Source organism: Segatella maculosa DSM 19339 = JCM 15638 (genome assembly GCF_000382385.1).
GTDB lineage: Bacteria > Bacteroidota > Bacteroidia > Bacteroidales > Bacteroidaceae > Prevotella > Prevotella maculosa.
The window spans coordinates 322,047-346,068 of sequence record NZ_KB908320.1 but is presented as its reverse complement, the minus strand read 5'-3'; the positions used below and the strand labels follow the sequence as shown (position 1 = coordinate 346,068).

General features: G+C 48.3%; 17 protein-coding genes. 7 read left to right on the top strand and 10 right to left on the bottom strand.

Annotated elements, in window-relative coordinates:
* Positions 1-5 precede the first annotated feature (5 nt).
* From folD to nifJ, 3 genes are all read left to right on the top strand, one after another.
* The gene (gene folD / locus H164_RS0103530; protein ID WP_019967340.1) at positions 6-884 is read left to right on the top strand and encodes a bifunctional methylenetetrahydrofolate dehydrogenase/methenyltetrahydrofolate cyclohydrolase FolD; all 879 of its coding nucleotides are present in this window, start codon (positions 6-8) and stop codon (positions 882-884) included.
* Positions 885-1,247: 363 nt separating this feature from the next.
* Positions 1,248-2,435, top strand: coding sequence for an ATP-binding protein (locus H164_RS0103525; RefSeq protein ID WP_008566644.1), 1,188 nt, complete (start codon positions 1,248-1,250; stop codon positions 2,433-2,435).
* A 73-nt stretch (positions 2,436-2,508) separates the two neighbouring features.
* Positions 2,509-6,099 (top strand): pyruvate:ferredoxin (flavodoxin) oxidoreductase, encoded by a 3,591-nt coding sequence (nifJ, locus tag H164_RS0103520; protein WP_026356220.1) that lies wholly within the window; start codon positions 2,509-2,511, stop codon positions 6,097-6,099.
* A 696-nt stretch (positions 6,100-6,795) separates the two neighbouring features.
* On the opposite strand, the gene rpiB is transcribed toward nifJ, so the two are convergent.
* The 9 genes from rpiB to H164_RS0103475 all read right to left on the bottom strand — a co-directional run bounded on the left by rpiB (position 6,796) and on the right by H164_RS0103475 (position 19,196).
* Positions 6,796-7,236: a ribose 5-phosphate isomerase B gene (gene rpiB, locus H164_RS0103515; protein ID WP_008564184.1), complete on the bottom strand. Its 441-nt coding sequence runs from the start codon at positions 7,234-7,236 to the stop codon at positions 6,796-6,798.
* 62 nt (positions 7,237-7,298) lie between these two features.
* Entirely contained in the window at positions 7,299-9,323 is a 2,025-nt protein-coding gene (locus tag H164_RS0103510; protein ID WP_019967338.1) for a transketolase family protein, read from the bottom strand.
* Between the two features lie 27 nt (positions 9,324-9,350).
* Positions 9,351-10,904 carry an alpha-N-arabinofuranosidase gene (locus H164_RS0103505; protein WP_025830221.1) on the bottom strand — a complete coding sequence of 518 codons (1,554 nt, stop codon included), beginning with the start codon at positions 10,902-10,904 and terminating at the stop codon, positions 9,351-9,353.
* Between the two features lie 242 nt (positions 10,905-11,146).
* On the bottom strand, positions 11,147-12,736 hold the full coding sequence (locus tag H164_RS0103500) for a xylulokinase (RefSeq protein ID WP_019967336.1): 1,590 nt from the start codon (positions 12,734-12,736) through the stop codon (positions 11,147-11,149).
* A gap of 7 nt (positions 12,737-12,743) precedes the next feature.
* The gene (araA, locus tag H164_RS0103495; protein WP_019967335.1) at positions 12,744-14,285 is read right to left on the bottom strand and encodes an L-arabinose isomerase; all 1,542 of its coding nucleotides are present in this window, start codon (positions 14,283-14,285) and stop codon (positions 12,744-12,746) included.
* Positions 14,286-14,313: 28 nt separating this feature from the next.
* Positions 14,314-15,012: an L-ribulose-5-phosphate 4-epimerase gene (locus H164_RS0103490; RefSeq protein WP_019967334.1), complete on the bottom strand. Its 699-nt coding sequence runs from the start codon at positions 15,010-15,012 to the stop codon at positions 14,314-14,316.
* Between the two features lie 25 nt (positions 15,013-15,037).
* Positions 15,038-15,715, bottom strand: a complete 678-nt coding sequence (locus H164_RS0103485; protein WP_025830222.1) for an NUDIX hydrolase — start codon at positions 15,713-15,715, stop codon at positions 15,038-15,040.
* A gap of 287 nt (positions 15,716-16,002) precedes the next feature.
* Positions 16,003-17,964, bottom strand: coding sequence for a sodium/sugar symporter (locus H164_RS0103480; protein WP_019967332.1), 1,962 nt, complete (start codon positions 17,962-17,964; stop codon positions 16,003-16,005).
* A gap of 32 nt (positions 17,965-17,996) precedes the next feature.
* Positions 17,997-19,196, bottom strand: a complete 1,200-nt coding sequence (locus tag H164_RS0103475) for an aldose epimerase family protein (protein ID WP_025830224.1) — start codon at positions 19,194-19,196, stop codon at positions 17,997-17,999.
* A gap of 479 nt (positions 19,197-19,675) precedes the next feature.
* On the opposite strand from H164_RS0103475, the gene H164_RS0103470 reads away from it, so the two are divergent.
* The 4 genes from H164_RS0103470 to H164_RS15425 all read left to right on the top strand — a co-directional run bounded on the left by H164_RS0103470 (position 19,676) and on the right by H164_RS15425 (position 22,528).
* A complete protein-coding gene (locus tag H164_RS0103470) occupies positions 19,676-20,122 on the top strand; it encodes an NfeD family protein (RefSeq protein WP_019967330.1) in 447 nt (148 codons plus the stop codon).
* Between the two features lie 26 nt (positions 20,123-20,148).
* Positions 20,149-21,102 (top strand): SPFH domain-containing protein, encoded by a 954-nt coding sequence (locus H164_RS0103465; RefSeq protein WP_008564170.1) that lies wholly within the window; start codon positions 20,149-20,151, stop codon positions 21,100-21,102.
* Between the two features lie 68 nt (positions 21,103-21,170).
* Positions 21,171-22,262: a UDP-N-acetyl glucosamine 2-epimerase gene (locus tag H164_RS0103460; protein WP_019967329.1), complete on the top strand. Its 1,092-nt coding sequence runs from the start codon at positions 21,171-21,173 to the stop codon at positions 22,260-22,262.
* Between the two features lie 62 nt (positions 22,263-22,324).
* Positions 22,325-22,528: a hypothetical protein gene (locus tag H164_RS15425; protein ID WP_154652097.1), complete on the top strand. Its 204-nt coding sequence runs from the start codon at positions 22,325-22,327 to the stop codon at positions 22,526-22,528.
* Positions 22,529-22,746: 218 nt separating this feature from the next.
* Here the strand turns inward: H164_RS15425 and nqrF are convergent, their stop codons facing one another.
* On the bottom strand, positions 22,747-24,015 hold the full coding sequence (gene nqrF / locus H164_RS0103455) for an NADH:ubiquinone reductase (Na(+)-transporting) subunit F (RefSeq protein WP_019967328.1): 1,269 nt from the start codon (positions 24,013-24,015) through the stop codon (positions 22,747-22,749).
* Between the last annotated feature and the right edge of the window lie 7 nt (positions 24,016-24,022).

Sequence of the window (24,022 nt, the reverse complement as noted above, 5' to 3'; positions counted from 1 at the left end):
CAGCTATGCAATTAATCGACGGGAAAGCAACGGCAACAGCTATCAAGGCAGATATCGCAGAAGAGGTCGATAAGATTCTTTCTGCCGGAGGTAAGCAACCCCATTTGGCTGCCATATTGGTGGGGCATGATGGAGGATCTGAAACCTACGTGAGAAATAAGGTTATTGCTTGTGAGCAATGCGGATTTAAATCGACTCTTATTCGTTTTGAAAATGATGTGACGGAGAAAGAACTTCTCGCATGTGTAGACCGCTTGAACAAGGATACAGACGTAGACGGCTTTATCGTTCAATTGCCTTTGCCGCAACATATCGACGAGCAGAAGGTGATTATGGCAATTGATTATCGCAAGGACGTGGACGGCTTCCACCCCATAAATGTAGGTCGAATGGCTATCGGACTACCTTGCTTCATCTCTGCCACCCCTTTGGGCATCATTACTTTGCTGCAGCATTACCATATTGAGACGAGTGGGAAGAAGTGTGTCGTGCTCGGACGCAGCAATATTGTAGGAAAGCCCATGGCACAGCTGATGATGCAAAAGAACTTCGGTGATGCCACGGTGACGGTGTGTCACAGTCATTCAAAAGATTTGAAGAAAGAATGTCGCGAGGCAGATATCATCATTGCTGCCATCGGACACCCTGATTTCGTCACGGAAGACATGGTAAAGAGCGATGCGGTGATTATTGACGTGGGCACGACGCGTGTCCCCGATGCCACACGCAAGAGTGGTTTCCGCTTAAACGGCGACGTCAAGTTTGACGAAGTGGCTCCCAAATGCTCGTTCATAACACCCGTTCCCGGTGGGGTGGGGCCGATGACCATCTGTTCGTTGATGAAGAATACATTGGCAGCAAGTAAAAAAGCATATTACATATAATTTTTTACCTTAAGACTTGATTTTTTTATAACTCTCTAATTTTTGGAGACTGGTACGCAGTGATGCGCGTCAGTCTCTTTTTTATGTTTTAAGAAACATGTTGTTTTAATCAATCACTTACGCCTTGCATTTCAATATCAGCCATTATACCGTACAATATGACCCATTTTGCACGCTAAAGTGGCTGATATTACACGCTGAAATGAGCCATATTACCACGCAATATAACTGATATTATACACCCGTTCAATGCTAAAAGATGAAAAAACTCAAACTTTTTGCAATCTACAGTTTGCAAATTTGGAAATAAGTATTATCTTTGCAGGGTATTTAGATAAACAAAGCCGGAACTCAATATAATATATGGAAGCTTTCTTTCGTACACATGCTTATCTTGTCGAACATACAAACGTGCCCGTTCGTCGTACGCTCATGGATGAGATTGACTGGAACGACCGTATGATTGGCATTAAAGGGACGCGCGGTGTGGGAAAGACGACATTTCTTCTGCAGTATGCCAAAGAGAAGTTTGGGGCACAAGACCGGCAGTGTCTGTATGTCAACATGAACAATTTCTATTTCCAAGGAAAAGGAATTGCTGAGTTTGCAGGAGAATTTGTGAATAATGGGGGAAAGGTTTTACTCATAGATCAGGTGTTCAAACAGCATAATTGGAGCAGAGAGCTCCGTAAATGCTATGACACTTATCGTGATTTGAAGATTGTATTCACCGGAAGTAGCGTCATGCGACTGAAGGAAGAGAATCCCGAATTGAACAACATCGTTAAGAGCTACAACTTGCGTGGGTTTTCTTTCCGTGAGTATATCAACCTCATGACAGGAAGTAACTTCCAACCTTATGCCTTAGACGATATATTGCGATATCATGAGCATATCGTCAAAGATATTCTTCCAACGATTAGTCCCCGAAAATACTTTCTTGATTATATTCATCATGGCTTTTATCCCTTCTTTTTAGAACATAGAAACTTCTCAGAAAATTTGCTTAAGACAATGAATATGATGACAGAGGTGGATATTCTGCTCATCAAACAAATTGATTTGAAGTACCTGACTAAAATCAAAAAGCTTTTTTATTTACTTGCAGTTGAAGGGCCGAAGGCACCTAATATCAGTAACTTGGCGCAAGAAATACAAACCAGTCGTGCCACGGTGATGAATTATATCAAGTATCTTGCCGATGCAAGACTTATCAATATCATTTATCCTATGGGGCAGGAATTCCCCAAAAAGCCCGGTAAAGTGATGATGCATAACTCTAATTTGATGTATGCAATTTATCCTATTCAAGCGAATGAGCAGGAACTTATGGAAACGTTCTTTGTCAATTCGCTTTGGAAAGACCACAAGGTTAATCAAGCATCAAGAGACCATTGCTTTATGGTTGACGGCATTAAGAAATTCAAGATAACCGATTCGCAAAGCGATTATAAGTTACGTTATAACCCGGATATCATCTATGCACGTTACCATACTGAAGTCGGAAAGGACAACCGCATTCCGCTTTGGCTTTTAGGTTTCTTGTACTGACGATATATAATAAGGAAAACAAATCATACAAATTATATACAAAAACATTTATTAATATTTTATCAATCATAAAATGGCTAAAGAAAAAAAGTTTATCACTTGTGATGGTAACACTGCTGCCGCTCATGTAAGCTATATGTTTACTGAGGTTGCTGCTATTTACCCTATTACTCCGTCATCTCCGATGGCAGAGCATGTAGATGAATGGGCCGCCAAAGGCCGCAAGAATCTGTTTGGGCAGACTGTCTCAATTCAAGAAATGGAGTCTGAGGCCGGCGCAGCCGGTGCTGTGCACGGTTCGCTTCAGGCCGGAGCACTAACTTCTACATACACAGCTTCGCAGGGGTTGTTGTTGATGATTCCCAATATGTATAAGATTGCCGGTGAATTACTTCCTTGCGTATTCAACGTTTCAGCCCGCACATTGGCATCGCATTCTCTTTGTATCTTCGGTGATCATCAGGATGTGATGGCTTGTCGTCAGACAGGCTTTGCCATGTTCTGCTCCGGTTCGGTTCAGGAAGTGATGGATCTTTCTGCAGTTCCGCATTTGGCGACGTTAGAATCCTCGGTTCCATTCATCAACTTCTTCGATGGTTTCCGTACTTCTCATGAGTATCATAAGATTGAAGAGATGAGCATGGAAGACATTCGACCCCTTGTAAATCCTGAATTTATTAAGAAGTTCCGTGATCGTGCGCTTACTCCAGAGCGTCCTGTAACTCGTGGTACGGCAGAGAATCCAGAGACTTTCTTTACACATCGTGAAGCTTCCAATCAATACTATGATCGTATTCCAGCTATCGTAGAGAGGTATTTGGGTGAGATTTCCAAGATTACTGGTCGTGAGTATCACTTGTTCAACTATTATGGTGCAAAAGATGCAGAGAACATCATTGTCTTGATGGGTTCTGCCACAGAGCCGGCTCGCGAGGCTATCGACTATCTTGTTAAGCAAGGCAAGAAAGTTGGTATGGTTGCGGTCCATTTGTATCGTCCGTTCTCTGTCGAAGCTATCCGCGAAGCCATCCCTGCTACAGTAAAACGTATTGCAGTTCTTGATCGTACGAAAGAACCGGGAGCAGAAGGTGAGCCCTTGTATCTTGATGTTAAGAGTGCACTTTATGACGATCCACGCAAGCCGGTTATTGTTGGTGGTCGTTACGGTCTTGGCTCTTCTGATACGACACCGGCCAAAATCATCTCCGTATTCAACAACCTTGAAATGCCAGAGCCAAAGAACCACTTCACGGTTGGTATTGTTGATGACGTAACTTTCACTTCCTTGCCCGAGGTAGAGGAAATTCCGATGGGCGGCGAAGGCCTTTATGAGGCTAAGTTCTACGGACTTGGTGCCGACGGTACCGTGGGAGCAAACAAGAACTCGGTGCAGATTATCGGTAACAATACAAGCAAGTATTGTCAGGCTTACTTCAGCTACGACTCCAAGAAGTCTGGTGGCTTCACATGTTCGCATCTTCGCTTCGGTGATAGCCCCATTCACTCTGCTTATCAGGTGAATACACCTAACTTTGTGGCATGCCATGTGCAGGCTTACCTCCACATGTATGATGTGACACGAGGTCTTCGGAAGAACGGTACCTTCCTGTTGAATACGATTTTCGATGGCGAAGAGCTCGTAAACTTCATTCCGAATAAGGTGAAGGCTTACTTTGCAAAGAACGATATCAAGGTTTATTACATCAATGCTACAAAGATTGCACAGGAGATAGGCCTTGGCAACCGTACCAATACCATTCTTCAATCAGCATTCTTCCGCATCACGCAAGTCATACCGACAGAACTTGCCGTTGAACAGATGAAAGCTTTCATTGTGAAATCATACGGCAAGAAAGGACAAGACATCGTCGACAAGAACTATGCTGCCGTTGACCGTGGCGGTGAATACAAGGAGTTGGCTATCGATCCGGCATGGGCTAACCTCTCTGTTGAGAGCAATGACAACGATGATGCTCCTGCTTTCATCAAGGAAATCGTTCGTCCGATAAATGCTCAAAACGGAGATTTGCTCAAGGTTTCCGACTTTGTCAAGTATGATACCGTAGACGGCACATGGAAGAATGGTTCGGCCGCTTACGAGAAGCGTGGTGTTGCAGCATTCGTTCCCGTATGGAATTCGGAGAACTGTATCCAGTGCAACAAGTGTGCCTACAGTTGTCCTCATGCAACAATCCGCCCGTTCGTATTAGATGAGAAAGAAAAAGCCGGATTTGACGGCACAACCATGGATATCCTTGCTCCGAAGCAACTCAAAGGCATGCAATTCCGCATTCAGGTCGACGTGCTCGACTGTCTCGGTTGCGGCAACTGTGCCGACGTTTGCCCGGGCAAGAAGGGCGAGAAGGCGCTCGTCATGGTTCCGTTCAATGTTGATGCGCCCGACATGGTGAAGGAGATGAAGAACTGGGACTACATGGTAAAGGAAGTTACTTCGAAGCAAGACCTTGTCGACATCAAACAAAGTCCGAAGAACAGCCAGTTTGCCCAGCCTTTGTTCGAGTTCTCGGGTGCATGTTCGGGTTGTGGCGAGACGCCCTACGTGAAGTTGATTTCCCAACTCTACGGCGACCGTGAGATGATATCCAATGCAACGGGTTGTTCGTCCATCTACTCGGCGTCCATTCCTTCTACGCCCTATACGACCAACGACAAGGGACAGGGTCCGGCTTTCGACAATTCGTTGTTCGAGGACTTCTGTGAGTTCGGTCTCGGTATGGCCATGGGCAATAAGAAGATGAAAGAACGCATCGTTGTTCTGCTGACACAACTGATAGCCGACGATACGGTTTCGGCTGCATTCAAGGAAGCCGCACAGAACTGGATAGACGGCAAAGATGATGCCGACGCGTCCAAGGTTGCAGCTGCAGCATTGAAACCACTCATTGAAGAAGGGGCAAAAGCCGGTTGCCCAATCTGCAAAGAGCTCCAGACCCTCGACCACTACCTCGTTAAGCGCAGCCAGTGGATTATCGGTGGCGACGGCGCCTCTTACGATATTGGTTACGGCGGTCTCGACCACGTGCTCTCTACGGGTGAAGACGTGAATATCCTCGTGCTCGACACCGAGGTTTACTCCAACACTGGTGGTCAGAGTTCCAAATCAACACCGCTCGGTGCCATCGCACAGTTCGCAGCACAAGGTAAGCGCATTCGCAAGAAGGACCTTGGTCTGATGCAGACCACCTACGGCTACGTATATGTGGCACAGATTGCCATGGGTGCCGACAATGCACAGACGTTGAAGGCTATTCGCGAAGCCGAGGCTTACCCCGGACCATCGTTGATCATTGCCTATGCGCCATGTATCAACCACGGTATCAAGGGCACGAAGAACATGAAGCGCAGCATGGGTCGCAGCCAGAACGAAGAGAAGCTGGCCGTTGATTGCGGTTATTGGCATCTGTGGCGTTACGATCCGCGCTTGGCCGACGAGGGAAAGAACCCGTTCCAGCTTGATTCCAAGGCGCCGAACTGGGCCGACTTCCGCGAGTTCCTCATGGGTGAGGTGCGTTATTCTTCTGTGGCAAAGGCTTATCCTAATGAAGCAGAGGAGTTGTTCACCGAGGCCGAGAAGATGGCCAAGCTGCGCTATCAGACTTATCAGCGCAAGAGCAAAGAAGATTGGAGCGAGGTTATTGCATAATCTTATCCACATACGCTATCACGAAGGGCCTGCAAATCAGTTTGCAGGCCTTTCTATTTTTAGGGCAATGGACGTTTGACAATAATAATCGGCCTCGTTCCCGTCATCTTATTGGTCGGACAGGACTCCCATTGGAGGTCAGACAGGACTTCCACTGGAGGTGCAATAGGACTTCCACTGGAGGTGCAATAGGACTTCCACTGGAGGTGCAATAGGACTTATATAAGGGGTAGGATAGGAGTTATATAAGGAGTCGGGTAGGAGTTATATAAGGAGTCCGATAGGACTTATACTTAAAGTCCTCTTGAACTTATACTTAAAGTCCTTTAGGAGTTATACTTAAAGTCCTATTGGACTTATATAAGGAAATGGATTGTATACCTATTGGGAAAGGTCTTGTCTTCCTATTGGGAACTGTTAGGTCTTCCTATTGGGAACTGTTAGGTCTTCCTATTGGGAACTGTTAGGTCTTCCTATTGGGAAGCCTCTTGTCTTCCTATTGGGAAAGGTATCGTCTTCCTATAAGGAAGTGTCTTGTCTTCCTATAAGGAAAGGTATCGTCTTCCTTATAGGAAGGCTTTCGTGTTCACAATCCCTTTATGCTTCAAGACATGGAAAAAGGCCCGGCAAAAAGATGTTGCCGAGCCTACTTGTTTGCAATGTTTGCGCGATGCCCCTTTGATATAGGGTGGGGGCTTACTTCAATGGGATTTTCTTCACGCGACGCTCGTGACGCCCGCCTTCGAAGGTTGCCGAGAAGAATTCATCAAGCATCGCCTCTGCCGTTTTGTTGTCGATGAAGCGCCCCGGCAGGACGATGATGTTGGCGTCGTTGTGCTGACGAATGAGCTGTGCCGTCTCTTTGTTCCATGCAAGTCCGGCACGCACGCCTTGATGTTTGTTGAGTGTTATGGCCATGCCCTCGCCGCTACCGCAAATGCCGATGCCGGGATAAACCTCGCCGCGCTCGACGGCCTCGGCCAAAGGGTGGGCAAATTCCGGATAATCAACGCTCTCGTCGCTATATGTGCCGAAGTCTTTTACCGCATAGCCTTTCTTCTCAAGGTATTCGAGCACAAATCGTTTCAACGGATAACCTGCGTGGTCGCAGGCAATTCCAACAGTTTTAACTTCCATAGGCTTATATATTTAAAAGGTTAAAGGGAAAGGCCGTCCGACCTTTCCCCGATAATCGTTCTCTATTCTGCAAGAAAGGCCTTCACCTGCCGGTAGACGTTCTCGCCCGTGTAGCCGAGCTTCTCGTCGAGCACCTTGTAGGGGGCAGAGAAGCCGAAGCTCGGCATGCCGAACACCTTGCTGTTCGGTCCGATGCCGACAAGGCCTTCGAGCGTCACGGGCAGTCCGGCCGTCATGCCGAACTTCTTGACGTCGTAGGGCAGCACAGCCTCTTGATATGCCTTGCTTTGCGTTCTGAAGAGTCCTTCTGAAGGCGCACTGACGACGCGCACCTTGATACCATCTTTGCGCAAGGCTTCGCAGCCCGAGACCAAGGTCGACACTTCGGAACCGCTCGCTACCAAGATAACGTCGGGTCTCTCGTCGGCGCCTGCAACGATGTAAGCTCCTTTGTCCGCCTGCTCGTAGTCGTTTCCTTCGGGCAGTTTGGCAATGCCTTGCCGAGATAAGATAAGGGCAGTCGGCGTCTCGGTGTTCTCCATCGCGAGCTTCCAACAAACTGTGGTCTCGTCTGCATCGGCAGGGCGGAACACGCGTATGCTATCTTTGCCTGCATGGTTCTTGAGTTTCTCCATCAGTCGGATCTGTGCCTCCTGTTCAACAGGCTCATGCGTCGGTCCGTCTTCGCCCACCCGGAACGCATCGTGCGTCCAAATGAACTTCACCGGCACTTGCATCAATGCGGCCATGCGGACGGCAGGCTTCATGTAATCGGAGAACACGAAGAATGTGCCCATTGCCGCAATGACACCGCCATGAAGCATCATACCGATACACATGTCGGCCATGGTCAGCTCTGCCACACCGGCTTGGAAGAAAGCACCGCTGAAGTCGCCTCGCACGAAACTCTTGGTCTTCTTGAGGAAGCCGTCGGTCTTATCAGAGTTACTGAGGTCTGCAGAAGCACAAATCATATTGGGCACTTCTTCTGCCAGTACGCTCAAACAGGTTGCGCTGGCTGCACGTGTAGCTATGCCTTCCTTTTGGGTTACTTTGCTCCAATCGACTCTCGGTGCCTTGCCACTGAACCATTCTTCCATTTGGGCTGCCTTCTCAGGATTAGCCTTACGCCAATCGGTCTCGGCAGCCTTACGTATAGCAACTATTTTCTTTAATTCTTCTGTACGCTTTGCATAGAGGTCTTTAACATCATCAAAGACAAGGAATGCATTCTCAGGGTCACCCCCCAGATTCTTGATGGTGTTAGCGTAGGCATTGCCTCCGAGTGGTGCACCATGGGTCTTGATATTATACTCATAACTTGTGCCATCTTCTTTCAAGGCTCCTTTACCCATGATAGTCTTGCCAATGATGAGGGTAGGGCGGTTCTGTTCCTGCTGTGCTGTATCAAGAGCCTTGCGGATATCGGCAACGTCATTGCCGTTAATCTTCAGAACGTTCCAGCCCCAAGCCTTGTATTTCATTTCAGTATCTTCGTGCATAACAACACTGCACTCGGTAGAAAGCTGAATGCCGTTTGAGTCGTAGAACATGATGAGGTTATTCAGTCCCAAATTGCCTGCGATGCGACCTACGCCTTGCGAAATCTCTTCTTGCACACCGCCATCACTGATGTAGGCGTAAATCTTATGCTGCATCATCGTTTTGCCTAAGCGTGCCTCAAGGAACTTCTCTGCCACAGCTGCACCGGCAGCCATTGCGTGGCCTTGGCCAAGCGGACCTGATGAGTTCTCTATGCCGCGTACAAGGTCAAGTTCGGGATGCCCGGGAGTTACTGAGCCCCATTGCCTGAACTCCTTAAGATCATCGAGCGAGAAGAAACCACGAAGCGCCAAGCCTGCATAGAGCATCGGACTCATGTGTCCCGGATCGAGAAAGAAACGGTCGCGACCGGTCCATGTTGGATCTGCAGGGTCGTAGACAAGGTATTCAGAGAAGAGTACGTTGATGAAATCTGCACCGCCCATAGCGCCACCCGGATGACCAGAGTTCGCTTTCTCTACCATGGCAGCAGCAAGGATGCGGATATTGTCTGCCGCATGGTTCATTACTTTGATATCGTTCATGTTTGTGTGATTGTTTTTACAAATGTACTACTTTATATTCAAAACGACAATAGAAGCGGCCGGGATTTTAACCTTTACTATGTTTTTCTTGATGCTTGCCTCCTTAAACACTGCCGGTTTAACCGTTTCGGGGTGTGCGAAGTCGTTATAATCCGTGATGTTTTTGCTCGCAAGGACTTCTCCATTGATGGCTTTTGCGGTCATGCCGTCAATGGCGAACTCAACCTCTTGTGCCTTGTCAAGGCTCACATTGGCCAAAGAAACGACAATGGCTCCGTCTTTTGTCTTAGCCGCACTTGCCGACACCATCGGGATAGTTCGGTTATCCCTCACCTTCATGGAGTCGCACTTCACGTCCAAAGGCAGAGCCATTGCTTCCTGAAATGGCTGATACATGCGGAATACATGATACGTCGGGGTCAGCACCATGTGTCCCGTTCCTTTCGTGTCTGTCAGAATCATACTCTGAAGCACATTGACAATCTGTGCAATATTGGCCATCTTCACACGATCTACATGGCGATGAAAGACATTCAGAGACAACGCTGCGACAAAAGCATCGCGCATCGTATTCTGCTGATAGAGATGTCCTCTTGTCGTGCCGGGCTCTTCGTCCCACCACGTGCCCCATTCATCGACAAGCAATCCTATCTTCTTCCCGGGGTCTTTCCCGTCCATGATGGCACAGTGCTTCTTGATGACGTCTTCAATCTCAAGGCATTTGCCCAGCGTCCAATAATAATCGTCCTTGGAGAACTTCGTAGCAGAACCCTTACTGCCACTCCAGCCCGTCACGGTGTAGTAGTGGAGCGAAAGCCCGTTCATGCGGTTGCCGACGTTGTCCATGAGCACCTTCGTCCAATTGTAGTCGTAATCGCTGGCACCCGAAGCAATCTTATAGAGCCGATGGTTGTCGTAGTTGCGACAATAAACGGCATAGCGACGGAACAGATCGCTGTAATATTCGGGCCGCATATTGCCGCCACAGCCCCAGCTCTCGTTCCCGATACCGAGATACTTCACATTCCACGACTTCTCACGTCCGTTCTTTCTGCGCAGGTTAGCCATGGGCGTATCGCCGTCGCTGGTCATATATTCAACCCACTTGGCCAACTCTTCCACGCTTCCCGAACCAACATTGCCACTGATATAAGGTTCCGCCCCCAAGCGTTCGCAAAGGTTCAGGAACTCATGCGTACCGAACGAGTTGTCCTCGATGGTTCCGCCCCAGTTGTTATTCTGCATTTTGGGTCGCCGTTCACGTGGTCCGATACCGTCCATCCAATGGTATTCGTCGGCGAAGCAACCACCGGGCCATCGAAGCACAGGCACTTTCAAGGCTTTCAAGGCCTGAAGCACGTCAGTCCGATAGCCATCGGTATTCGGAATATTCGACTCAGGCCCAACCCACAGTCCGCCATAGATGCACGAGCCCAAGTGCTCAGCAAACTGACCGTAGATTTCCTTATTGATTTTATCCCTACCTTGGTTCGCGTGAATAGTAATCTTTACATCTTGTGCCGAAACGTTCATAGCGAGCGCCAGCGCCGGCACGACAAAGGTCATCAATTGTTTTCTCATTTTGTTATTGGTTTTTAAGATAATATGAACAGACGAGGCTTTCACCCTTATCCGTCCTCTGGATTATAATTAGATATGCTTCCTATACACGTTAGTATAACTTATTATACACGTTTGTATAACTCATTGGACAAGTTTGTCCAACCCATTGGACACGTTTGTCCAATCCATTGGACACATTTGTCCAATCCATTGGACACGTTTGTCCAATTCGCTGGACACGTTTGTCCAATTTTAACATCCTACTTGAACTTGACTGCTGCTTGTTCAATGTTCAGCCCTTTCGTATAGTTGGCAATGTAAGCGGCGAAGCCCTTAACCTCCTCCGGCGTGGCCGTTATCTCCGTTCCGGTGTTTCCACTGAAGACGTGACGGTCGAGATAGTCTGCCAGCGACAGCCGTTCCTCGTTGCCAACGAGATAGCCGGCCAGCAACGCGATGCCCCATGCCCCGCCTTCGCCCGCCGTCTCCATGACGGAGATGGGAGAGTTGAGCGCAGCGGCGAGAATACGTTGCCCCACGCCCTTGGTCTTGAACAGTCCGCCATGTCCGGTGATGCGGTCAACGCTGATGCGCTCCTCGTTGAACAGAATGTCGTTGCCTATCTTCAGTACAGCCACGGCCGCGAAGAGCTGGGCACGCATGAAGTTGGCCAAGTTGAACGTGTCCTCGGCCGAGCGAACAAACAGCGGCCTACCTTCGGCCAATCCCGTCACGGGTTCGCCCGAAACGTAATTGTAGGCGATGAGCCCACCGCAGTCCTTGTCGCCCCGGAGCGCATGGTTGTAGAGCTTGCCGAACACTTCGTTCATGTCTACTTCAACGCCGAGCAGTTGCTGATACTCCTTGAAGAGGCCGATCCAAGCATTGAGGTCCGACGTGCAGTTGTTGCAATGCACCATGGCCACGGGGCTTCCGTCGGGCGTTGTTACCATGTCTATCATCTCGTAGGCCTTGGAGAGGCTCTTCTCCAGCACAATCATGGAGAACGACGATGTTCCGGCCGACACGTTGCCGGTGCGTTGCCTGACAGCATTGGTTGCCACCATGCCCGTGCCGGCGTCTCCTTCGGGCGGACAGAAGGGACAGCCCGGTTTCAAGCGTCCCGAAGGGTCGAGCAGGGCCGCACCCTTCTCGGTTAATTGCCCGGCGGCTTCACCGGCGAGCAGCACCTTCGGCAAAACGTCGCGAAGTCTCCAACTGAAGTGGAAAGGCTCGGCAAGCTGTTCGAACTTCTCAACCATCGTTGCGTCGTAGTCCTTGGTCTCCGAATGAATAGGCAGCATGCCCGAAGCGTCGCCTATGCCGAGCACATTCTTGCCCGTTAGCTGCCAGTGGATATAGCCAGCCAATGTGGTCAGGAACTTGATGTCTTTCACGTGCTCCTCTTTGTCGAGCATGCATTGGTAGAGGTGGGAGATGCTCCAACGCAGGGGAATGTTGAAGTCGAAGCACTTCGATAACGCTTCGGCGGCCTTAGTCGTGTTGGTGTTACGCCAAGTGCGGAAGGGAACCAGAAGCTTCTGATGCTCGTCAAAGGCCATATAGCCATGCATCATGGCACTTATGCCTATGGCCGAAAGCCTTTCGACTTCCGTGTCGTAGGCCTTCCTAACGTTCTTGCACAGGTCGGCATAGCAGTCTTGCAGTCCGTTCCAAATGGCATCGAGGTCATAGGTCCACAGTCCGTCGACCAGTCGGTTCTCCCATTCGTGACTTCCCTGTGCAATGGGTCGGTTCTCGCTGTCAATAAGGACAGCCTTAATGCGGGTAGAGCCAAACTCGATGCCGAGGACGGCCTTCCCTGATTCGATTGTCTTCTTTGCGTCCATGATGGTATTAGTGAAGTGCCTTGTTCAACATGTAATAAACCTCATTGAACTTTAATTCCTTGCGGAACTGCTCGTAGTTCGTTTCCTTGTTGATGATGAGGGCTTCGATATCGGCAATCTCGGCAAAGTCGCGCCAGTATTCGTCAGTGAGTCCGAAGCTGAAGCAAGAGTGATGCGTTCCGCCGGCGTTGAGCCAACAGCCAACACCGACTTCGAACGATGGCTCGGGAACCCAAAGGGCAGAGGCGACGGGGAGTTTCGGCAGAGGCTTAGACTTGATGAGGTTCACGTCGTTTGCAATCAATCGGAAACGGTTGCCCATGTCAACAATCGTTGCAGTGATACCATGACCTTGTTTGCTGGTGAAAACCAGTCGGGCCGTCGGGCTCTTGCGATAGCCGATGCCGAGGAAGTGGACTTCTAAGCGCGGTTTTTCCTCGGCAATGTCCGGGTTGATTTCCAACATGTGGGCCTCAAGGATAGAAGTATTCTCTCCGTCGAAGTTCAAGGTGTAATCCTCAAGGAACGAGGTTCCGCCCGCTAAGCCCTGACTCATGAACCATGTGGTGCGATAGAGGGCGGCCGACTTCCAGTCTCCTTCTGCCCCGAAGCCGATGCCTTCGCTCATCAACCGCTGCGAAGCCAAACCGGGAATTTGATCGAAGCCGTGGCCCGTCTCTTCTACATTGACGTCGCCGAGGTCGTCGAAGTTAGTTGTGAAGCCCTTTGCACCGTATGCCTTCAGTATGGCCCGTAGGGTAAGTTCAGCCTTTGCGGAGTTCCATACCTTTTTATATTCTTCGGTGTTCCGGTCTTCAAGCCTTCCGTCGTGCGCATAGTCACGGAAATATACCTTGACCAGTTCGTCAACCTCAGCGTCTTTCACCTTATCGAAATAAGACAGTACTTCAGAGAAGGGGCAGTAATCCACGTGGTAGCCCAATATCTGTTCGAAAGCAACCTTGTCACCGTCGGTTACGGCAACGTTGTTCATCTGGTCGCCGAAGCGGAGTATCAGACAGTCTTGCGCGTCGGCCCAGCCTGCACATACGCGTTCCCAAACGGCAATGTGTTTCTGTGTCTTCTCGTCTTTCCAATGGCCAACAACCGTCTTATGGTTCTTGCGGAGACGAGAAAGGATATGGCCGAACTCGCGGTCGCCATGCGCGCTCTGGTTCAGGTTCATAAAGTCCATATCCATAGTCTCCCACGGTATTTGTCGATTGTATTGCGTGTGCAGATGCAGCAATGGCTTGCGTAGAATCTGCATACCCTTTATCCACATCTTGGCCGGTGAGAAGGTGTGCATCCATGTGATGACACCAATACACTTCTTGTCGTTGTTGGCGCGTGACATAACGTCGGCAACTTCATTAGAAGAATTGGCCGTTCCTGCATAGATAACCTTTATAGGAAGCAGACCGGAGTTATTGAGCCCGTCAACCATTTCCTTTGAATGCCCGTCAACTTGCTTCACGGCATCACCTCCGTAAAGAAGCTGTGCACCGGTTACAAACCATACTTCGAAATTCTCAAATGCTTTCATCATTGTTTTATGTTTTTAGTTGTGTTGATACTTATTTCTTCTTCTGCCCGTAATAGGCGTTAGGGCCGTGCTTGCGGTTAAAATGCTTCTCCACCAACAATGGGTTCATGGTTGTTTGTGGGTTGATACTGAAAGAGATGAAGGCCATTTTGGCTACTTGTTCCATCACAACAGCGTTATATACGGCGTTATCGGGGTCTTTTCCCCAAGAGAACGGGCCGTGGTTCTTCACCAAGACGCCGGGTGTGTGCACGTAGTTGATATTGTCTTTTCTAAACTTGTCGACAATCACCACACCCGTGTTCAGTTCGTAATCGGCCATCTGCTCCTTCACCATGTCGTCGGTGCAGGGAATAGCATCGTGGAAGTAGTCGGCATGCGTCGTGCCGATGTTGGGAATGTCGCAGCCCGTCTGTGCCCACGCCGTAGCGTAGGTGGAGTGGGTGTGGACAATGCCGCCTATCTCCGGGAAGCTGCGGTAGAGCTCCAGATGTGTCGGGGTGTCGGACGACGGATAGAGGTCGCCCTCGACAACCTTCCCGCTCTGCAGGTCGACAACAACCATGTCCGAAGCCTTCATATTGTCGTAATCAACGCCGGAGGGTTTGATAACAACCAATTTCCGTTCGCGGTCGATGCCTGAAACATTTCCCCATGTGAAGATAACAAGCCGGTGCGTCACAAGGTCAAGATTTGCCTTGAAAACCTTTTCTTTTAGTTCTTCTAACATTGTTCTGATATTTTTCGTTTTGTCTTTATAACTTGAAATTCGGGTCGTCTTCGTATGCGCGTTTGTTGAAGCGATAGAGTGCGGCTCCGCGTTTCGACGTTATTTTGTCTATCTGATTGGTCTTTTCGATGAAGTCGATCTGCTTGATGCGCTTTCTGAAATTGCGCTTATCGATGGCTTCACCCAGAATAGCCTCGTAAACATGTTGCAGCTGGGTCAGCGTGAACAGATCGGGAAGCAGATTAAAACTCAGCGGTTCGGTGTTCACACGGCGGCGGAGCATCGTAATCGCCTTGTCGACCATGATGTTGTGATCGGAGTAGAGCTTCGGCATCTCATCCAGATTCACCCATTCCAATCCATGCTGAATGCGCAGCTGATCGTCATAGTCTTTGACATTGATGAGTGCGCAATAGACGATTGAAATCACACGCTCGCCGGGGTCGCGGTCGATGTTGCCGAAGGCCCCGACCTGTTTCATGTAGAGTTTGCTCAATCCCGTCAGGTCTTGCAGCACCCTCGAGGCCGCATCGGAAAGGCTTTCCTTCTCTCCGACGAAGCCGCCGTAGAGCGAGAGCTCACCGCGTCCCGGGTCCATATTTCGTTTTCCGAGAAGTAGTCTTAACTTGTTTTCTTCAAAGCCAAACACGATACAATCGACCGATACATATTGTTTGGCATGTTCACCATAATAATTTGTCATATCTTTATTTGCTTTTTGTTTGAACGGGAGTGGTATGCCGAAAGCGACACCGTTCTCCCACTGGTTTTTACTACATCCCCGTCTCATTCTCGCAAGACCCGGGTCTCACGCTCGTGACATCCCGGTCTCATTCTTGCGAGACCCGGGTCTCACGCTCGCGACATCCCCCTCTCATTTAAATTACATCCCCCTCTCTTTTAAATTACATCCCCCTCTAATTTAAATTACATCCCCCTCTCTTTGAAAAGAGAGACGGCTCTGATTGGAGATGCCTGCTCGGTGCGTTCTTACCACAGAAGGGCATACAGCAGGAAAGTGATGAGCACGATGCCGCATGTGCCTAATGTGTATGCCCTGTCCGTTGCAAAGAGTTTCAGGTTGACGGGCAGTGCCTTTACGTCTTGCACCGTATCCTTCGAGTTGCTGTACAGCCAGACGGCAGACGAGCCCGTGAGCACGCCGAAGAAGTAGAAGGCCTGAAAGCCGATGTCATTCAGATAGGCAATCGTGCTCGTGTCGGGGTTGCCGCCCGGCCGGAGCACACCGAGAACGGTGACGACTGCCGCGGCAACAATCATCAGTATGCCTGCCCCGCCCAAGACTTTCGCCCAGCGCAACATCTGCTGTCGGTCGGCTGCCGAGGGGAGTTCGCATTGAATGTATTGCTTGTCGAGATAGGTCACGACGACGAAGAAGACAAACAGAATGATGAAGATGTAGCCCGCGCGGAATTGGAAGGCCACGTCGGGCAGCATCACCTTGAACAGCACGCCCATCGGAATGGTGAGAATGGCGGTCCATACGGCGGCCGTGGAAGAGGCACGCTTCCATAGGAGTCCCAGTCCGAACACGACGATAATGCCCGGATAGATGAAGCCCGAGTATTCCTGAATATACTGAAATGCCTGATCGAGCCCGCCCAACAGCGGCTCTACGGCTATCAAGGCGATGACCAATGCGGCTACGGCCACCACGCGGCCCACGTTGACCAGCGTCTTGTCTTTCGCCTCTTTGTTGATGTATTTCTTGTAGATGTCCATCGTGAAGAGGGTAGAGGTGGAGTTGAACATTGAAGCCAGCGACGAGATGATGGCTGCGGCCAAAGCTGCGAAACTCAGGCCCTTGATGCCCGTCGGGGTGAAATTGCGGATAAGCCATGGGTATGCATCATCTGCTCTCTCAATGTTGCCGGCAAGGTGCATGCTTGAAAATGCCTGCGGATCCTGCATGATATAATAGGCGCAGATGCCCGGCAAGACGACGATGAAGGGTATCAAAATCTTCAGGAAGCCTGCGAAGACAAGGCCCTTCTTGGCTTCGTTGATGCTCTTGGCGGCCAATCCCTTCTGAATGATATACTGGTTAAAGCCCCAGTAGCCCAAGTTCGTCAGCCAGACACCGCCCACCACGGCAGCGATACCCGGCACGTTGCTGAAGGCTTGCGCGTTGTGGCTCTCTTGAATGACCAAGTGGAAGTGCACGTCGTTGGCATGTGTGCCCGTTGTCAGGTCTGCATAAACGCGAGACAAGGCGCCGAGTGCGTCGGTTCCGAACACTTTGCCCATCTCGCTCAAAGCAATGTAGGCCGTAATCAGACCACCGCCCACAAGGAACGTCACCTGCATTACGTCGGTCCATGCAACTGAGGCCAGACCGCCATAGATAGAGTAGAGTCCGGCGACGATGAACAGACCGAGGATAATCAGCATACGCATGGAAACCGTTAGTCCGAAGATGCTGACCGAAAGCCCTTGCAGGCCCAAAATCTGTTCGATGGCCAATGCGCCCAGCCAAGCCACCGAGGTGAGGTTGACGAAGACGTAGAGGAAAAGCCACAGAATGGAGAAAGCAAGGCCTACACCATCATTGTAGCGTTCGCGCAGGAATTGTGGAATCGTAAAAATCTTGCGGTCGAGCATCACGGGCAAAAGGAATTTACCGATGACAATCAAGGTCACTGCGGCCATCACTTCGTAGGCAGCAATGGCGATGCCGTCGCGAAAACCCGTGCCCGACATGCCGATAAACTGCTCGGCAGAGATGTTGGCGGCAATCAGCGAGGCTCCTACGGCCCACCATGTCAGTGTGTTGCCGGCAAGGAAATAGTCGTTTGCACTCTTTTCTTTTCCATCCTTGTTGCGGCTGAGGAACAGGCCGAGGCCTACCAGCAATACAAGGTAACATACAAGGATAAGCATATCGACGGTTTTGAAGCCCGATAGGCTTATTGCTTCTGAAATACTGTTCATTGTTAGTTTGTTATTAGGTTTTTGCTATAAGATTATTTCGTAGATGTTTCTTGTACGGAGAACTTATAAGCCAAGTGGCTATAGTATTTCTCGCCCGGTTTGAGGTAAGGATTGGAGAGCTCCCAACCCTTTGTCTTTGTAACAATCTTCGTTGGAGAGTCGGGATATTTCTGACTTTCAAAGCAGACGCTCACGTGCTTGGGGTATTTGATGCTGTGCTTGCAGGCTATGCCCGTGCCTTGAAAGTTGCCAGTATAAACTTGTAGGCCCGGCTCATTGGTGAAGACCTGGAGTAAAATACCTGTCTTTGGTGAATAAAGGCTTGCAGCAACGGTCTTGTCGTCACCCTTTCCGTTCTTATAGGTGTTCAGACACCAATTATGATCGAAGCCTGTTGCATTCTTGATTTGGTCGAACGATGTGTCATATTTGTCGGCAATGGCAGTGGGTTTACGGAAATCCATCGGTGTTCCTGCAACATTCTTAATTTCGCCTGTTGGTATATAAAGCTTGTCACTTGGAGTGAACTTGTCTGCATTAATGTACATTACTTGGTCGAAGCCTTCTTTTGACGGGTCACCATTTAGATTGAAATAAGAGTGATTGGTCATGTTGATGACGGTCTCCTTGTCGGTGGTTGCTTCAAAGACGATATCAAGCGTGTTGTCGCTTTTCACGGTATAGGTGGCCGTTACTTTAACGGTTCCGGGGAAGCCGTTCTCGCCGTCGCTTGCCGTAAGACTGAAGACAACCGAACTGTCAGTCTTTGCCTTAATGGCATAAATCTGATGCATCCACCCCGTATTCCCACCGCCATGGAGGCTGTTGCCATTATCATTCGCTCTCAAATGGTATTCCTTGCCATTCACGCTGATTTTTGAATCCTTGATACGATTGGCATAACGCCCCACGGTTGAACCATAATCTGACGGACTGTTGATGGTGTCTGCATACTGTGCAAGGTTGTCATAGCCCAAAACTACGTCTGTAGGCTGGTTATCCTTGTCGGGAACAACAATGGATACCACGCGTCCACCATAGTTTGTCAGACATACTTCCATACCATTTTGATTGGAAAGCGTTATCAACTCGGTCTTTTTACCATTGATAATTGAGTCAAAAGCTGTAGGGTTCAGACCCGAAACAGTCAGCTGTGCATGCTTTGTATCGCATGCGGAGAACAGCATACTTGCCATTCCCACTCCGAATAAAAGTCCTTTTAAGTTTCTCATAAACATGAGTGATTATTTAGGTGAATTAATATTTTGGGTGTAAATTTACTACTTTTTGAAACAACTTGTATCTTTCTTCCCCTCGTTTTTCATGTCATACATGTTTAATTAACACTTTTAAGCATTTAATAATCGGCCGTTCTGTGTCGCGTTCCTATTATTTGAATCAGACCATTCTGACTTTCAATTACCCTTTTTCCATGTTGAATACGAATCGATGAAATAAGCTGTGACCTAAAGCTTCTTTATTTTTTTATCATTCGAGCAGTCGGACGAACATTCCCTTTTTGTTTTCTGTCAATCCGATGTCTCGGGACACTTTCTAATTTGTGAGCGGATACGTCCGTGTCAACTCATAGAATAAAGCTTTCTGTGGTTTATTCTTGCAAATAATTGTCAAAAGGTTTTGTTGTTAGTGGTTTTTGATTTATATTTGCAGGCATATTTTGATGAACAGAACAATATCAAATATTCGAACCATGATAGATTACATCGTAGGAAATTTATGGCTAATTTGGGCAATTATCATGTTTGGTTGTCTTATCTTGGAATTGAGTTCGGGTGATTTCTTCGTCACGTGCTTTGCTATTGGTGCCTTGATAGCCATGGGAGCTTCGTTTATCGTTCCTTTTTGGGCACAGGTCTTGGTATGGGCCGTTTGCTCTGTGCTGAGTATCTGGTTTATCCGACCAAAACTTCTCCGGCGGTTGCATGCCGGTGGTGAGGAGCGTCTCAGCAACGCCGATGCTTTGATTGGACGTATAGGAACGGTCATTGCACCGATTTCTCCCGGTCACAGTGGTTATGTGAAGGTTGATGGTGACGAATGGAAGGCTGTCGCAGAAATGCCGGAGACGATAGAGCAGGGGAGAAAGGTCGAAATCATAGGTCGCGACTCCATTATCGTGACCGTAAGAGTGATATAATATAAAACCATTTAATACGTTGAATTATGAATATCGGATTCTATGCATTGTTGGCCATCGTCGTATTGGCTATCATTTTTATCAAAATGACCGTGGTGATTATTCCACAGAGTGAAACAAAGATAGTCGAACGCTTGGGTAAATATTATGCTACGCTCAAGCCGGGTATCAATCTTATCATACCTTTTATAGATCGTGCCAAAACCATCGTGGCAATGCATAATGGGCGTTATGTCTATACGAATACCATTGACCTGCGCGAGCAAGTGTATGATTTCGCCCGTCAGAATGTGATAACCAAGGATAATATCCAAATGCAGATCAATGCCTTGTTGTATTTCCAGATAGTTGATTCTTTCAAGGCGGTCTATGAAATCAACAATCTTCCTAACGCCATCGAGAAGCTGACGCAGACAACATTGCGTAACATTATCGGAGAAATGGAATTGGATCAAACACTCACCAGCCGCGATATCATTAACACGAAACTGCGCGGCGTGCTTGACGATGCCACCAATAAGTGGGGAATAAAGGTCAACCGAGTTGAACTCCAAGACATAACTCCTCCACAAAGTGTGCTTCAGGCCATGGAAAAGCAAATGCAGGCAGAACGTAACAAGCGTGCCACAATCTTGACAAGTGAAGGCGATAAGCAGGCACAGATATTGCAGAGTGAAGGCGACAAGGCAGCCATGATTAACAAGGCGGAAGCGGCCAAACAACAGGCTATCCTTAATGCAGAGGGTGAAGCAACGGCTCGGATACGTAAGGCCGAGGCGGAGGCCATCGCAATCGGTAAGATTACAGAAGCAGTAGGCAAAAGTACGAATCCGGCGAACTATCTCCTTGCCCAAAAATATATTCAGATGATGCAGGAGGTTGCACATGGAGACAAGACAAAGACGGTCTTTCTTCCCTATGAGGCAACCAATCTCATGGGAAGCATCGGTGGAATTAAAGAACTTTTCAAGCTTGATTGAAAATGGTTCCGCTTTTGTTTCATGGTTTCATTATAAATTCCTACTTTTGTGACAAAATGCTATAAGTTATGAATATTGCAATTGTCTGTGGAGCTCGTCCGAATTTTATGAAGGTTGCTCCGATTATTCGAGCCATTAGAAACAATAAGAGCTACGAAACCATTAACTCTCGGCTTATTTATACGGGAAAGCAGGACGATCCTACCCTCGAGGACTCGCTTTTCAAAGACCTTGAGATAGATCGTCCCGATTTTTACTTAGATGTGGACTGTGAGAATCTGAATGAACTTACAGGGCAAGTGATGTCGAAGTTCGAACGCTATCTGCAAAAATATCCCACCGATGTTGTTATCGTCGTAGACGACCTTGCCAGCACGATGGCAATAGCCATTGTCACAAAAAAGCAAGGCATCAAGCTGGCTCATATTGCAGCAGGTACGCGCAGCTTCGATATCGCCATGCCGAAAGAAATCAACCGTTTAGTCATAGACGGTCTGAGTGATATCCTCTTTACGGCAGGCATAAGCAACAATAACATTGCCAACAAGGAAGGCGCAGAGCTTAGCAAGGTTTACATGGTGGGCAATATCTTGATTGACAACCTGCGCTATTATCACAATCGTTTGCAACGTCCAAAGCTATTAGACCGAGTCGGACTCAAAGAGAAGGGATATCTTGTTTTCACACTCAACCGTAAGGCCCTTATAGGCGACAAGCCACATTTGTCTCTGCTCATCAAAGCGATGATCAACGGAATGAAAGGCACAGCCATGCCAATACTCGCTCCATTGCGTTCGGAAGCGGCCATGATGGTGAAAGAAATATTGGCAGAAATCGGTAGTCCGTCATTCTTTATATTGATCGAACCGCAGAGCTATCTTGACTTTGCATATATTACGGCCAATGCCTATGGGCTTATTACCGACAGCGGGAACGTTGCAGAGGAGGCTACTTTCAATCAGGTTCCGTGCATCACGGTCAACAGTTATACGGAACACATCGAGACCGTGAAGCAGGGAACAAATGTTCTGGTGGGCGAAGACCCCGAATTGTTGTCTTCCTCTGTTTCCGATATGATGTCAGGACAATGGAAGAAAGCCACTCTACCCGATCGATGGGACGGCCGGAGCGCCGAGCGCATTCTTCAAATACTTTGTTAACCCAACCAATTCATTAGGATTTTTCCTCATATACTTAAAAAAATGTGAGTTCGATAAAGCCAATGGAGAAAGAATATTCTTCCTCTACGGGGGAAGATAGGAAAATAAGAAAAGGACGTTCTTCCGCCGTGGCGGAAGATAGTAAAATCGAAAAAGAACGTTCTTCCGCCATGGCGGAAGATAAAAAATGTAAAAGAAACGTTCTTCCATCACGGCGGAATATAAAAAATGTAAAAAGAACATTCTTCCGCCATGGCGGAAGATAAAAAACGTAAAAGAAATGTTCTTCCACCACGGCGGAAGATAAAAAATGTAAAAAAGAATGGTCGTCCGAGACGTCGGATGATTGAAAAACAAAAATTATACTTTGTAGTCCTTCGACTACAAAATCGCCTATTGGGGCAATCGTTAAATTATAACGGGGAAAGAGAATACATCAAAATCTATATTTTGATGCACCCTCGTTGATGGATTTCCGGTTGGATTAACCGAAGTTATCATACATGATTGCATCTTGATCAACACCAAGACTATCCAGATAATCGGTCACTGTCTTGATAAGCATTGGAGGACCACAGAGATAATACTCGCAATCTTCAGGTGCCTCATGATCCTTCAAATAGGTGTCACGAATGCAATTAACAGCAAAACCTGTATAGTATTTCACACCCGCTGCATCAGCCTTCGGGTCTGCTTGGTCGAGCGAAAGATGGAAATGGAAGTTTGGATATTCCTTTTCAAGCTCCCAGAAGTCCTCAAGGAAGAAAGCCTCACCCAAGGCTCGTGCACCATAGAAGAAGTGCATTTCGCGGTCGGTTGTATGCAACGTCTTTGTCATGTGCATGATTTGTGCACGCAACGGTGCCATACCCGCTCCACCACCAATCCAAATCATCTCCTTACCGGAAGTGAAATTCGGGTGGAAGTCGCCATAAGGCCCACTCATCATCACCTTATCTCCAGGCTTGAGAGAGAAGATATAAGAGGATCCGATACCTGTAGGCACGTTTTGGAAACCTATTTGCGGACGTGGAAGGAAAGGCGTTGTGGCAATACGGACGGTAAGCGTAATGATGTCGCCCTCGGCAGGATAGTTGGCCATGGAATAAGCGCGAACGGTAGGTTCGGGGTTATGTGCTTTGAGAGAGAAGATATTGAACTTCTTCCATGCACCTATATATTCCTCGCCAATGAGTGCCTTATCGAAGTCTTTATCATAGTCGATGCAATCGTATGCTGGGATTTTAATCTGTGCATACGAGCCGGGGATGAAGTCCATATGCTCTCCGGGAGGCAATGACACCTTGAATTCCTTGATGAAAGAACTTACATTCTGATTGGAAATGACAGTACACTCCCACTCTTTTACACCCATGACACTCTCGGGAACTTTGACTTTCAAGTCGCCCTTTACCTTGCACTGACAGCCTAATCGCCAATGATCTTTAATTTGTTTCCGCGTGAAATGAGGTTTTTCAGAGTCGAGGATTTCACCACCACCTTCAAGCACCTGCAACTTGCATTGCCCACAGCTGGCCTTACCACCGCAGGCAGAAGGCAGGAAAATACCATTCTCGTTGAGGGTCGCCATCACGCTGCTGCCCTGTGGCACCTCTATCGTTCTATCGCCATTGATTTCTATTTTTACGTTACCGCTTGGGCTGAGATATTTCTTGGCTACAAGCAGCATAACGACGAGAAGGAGTATGATGATGAGGAATACCCCTATGCTTGATAAAATGAACTGTTCCATATACCTT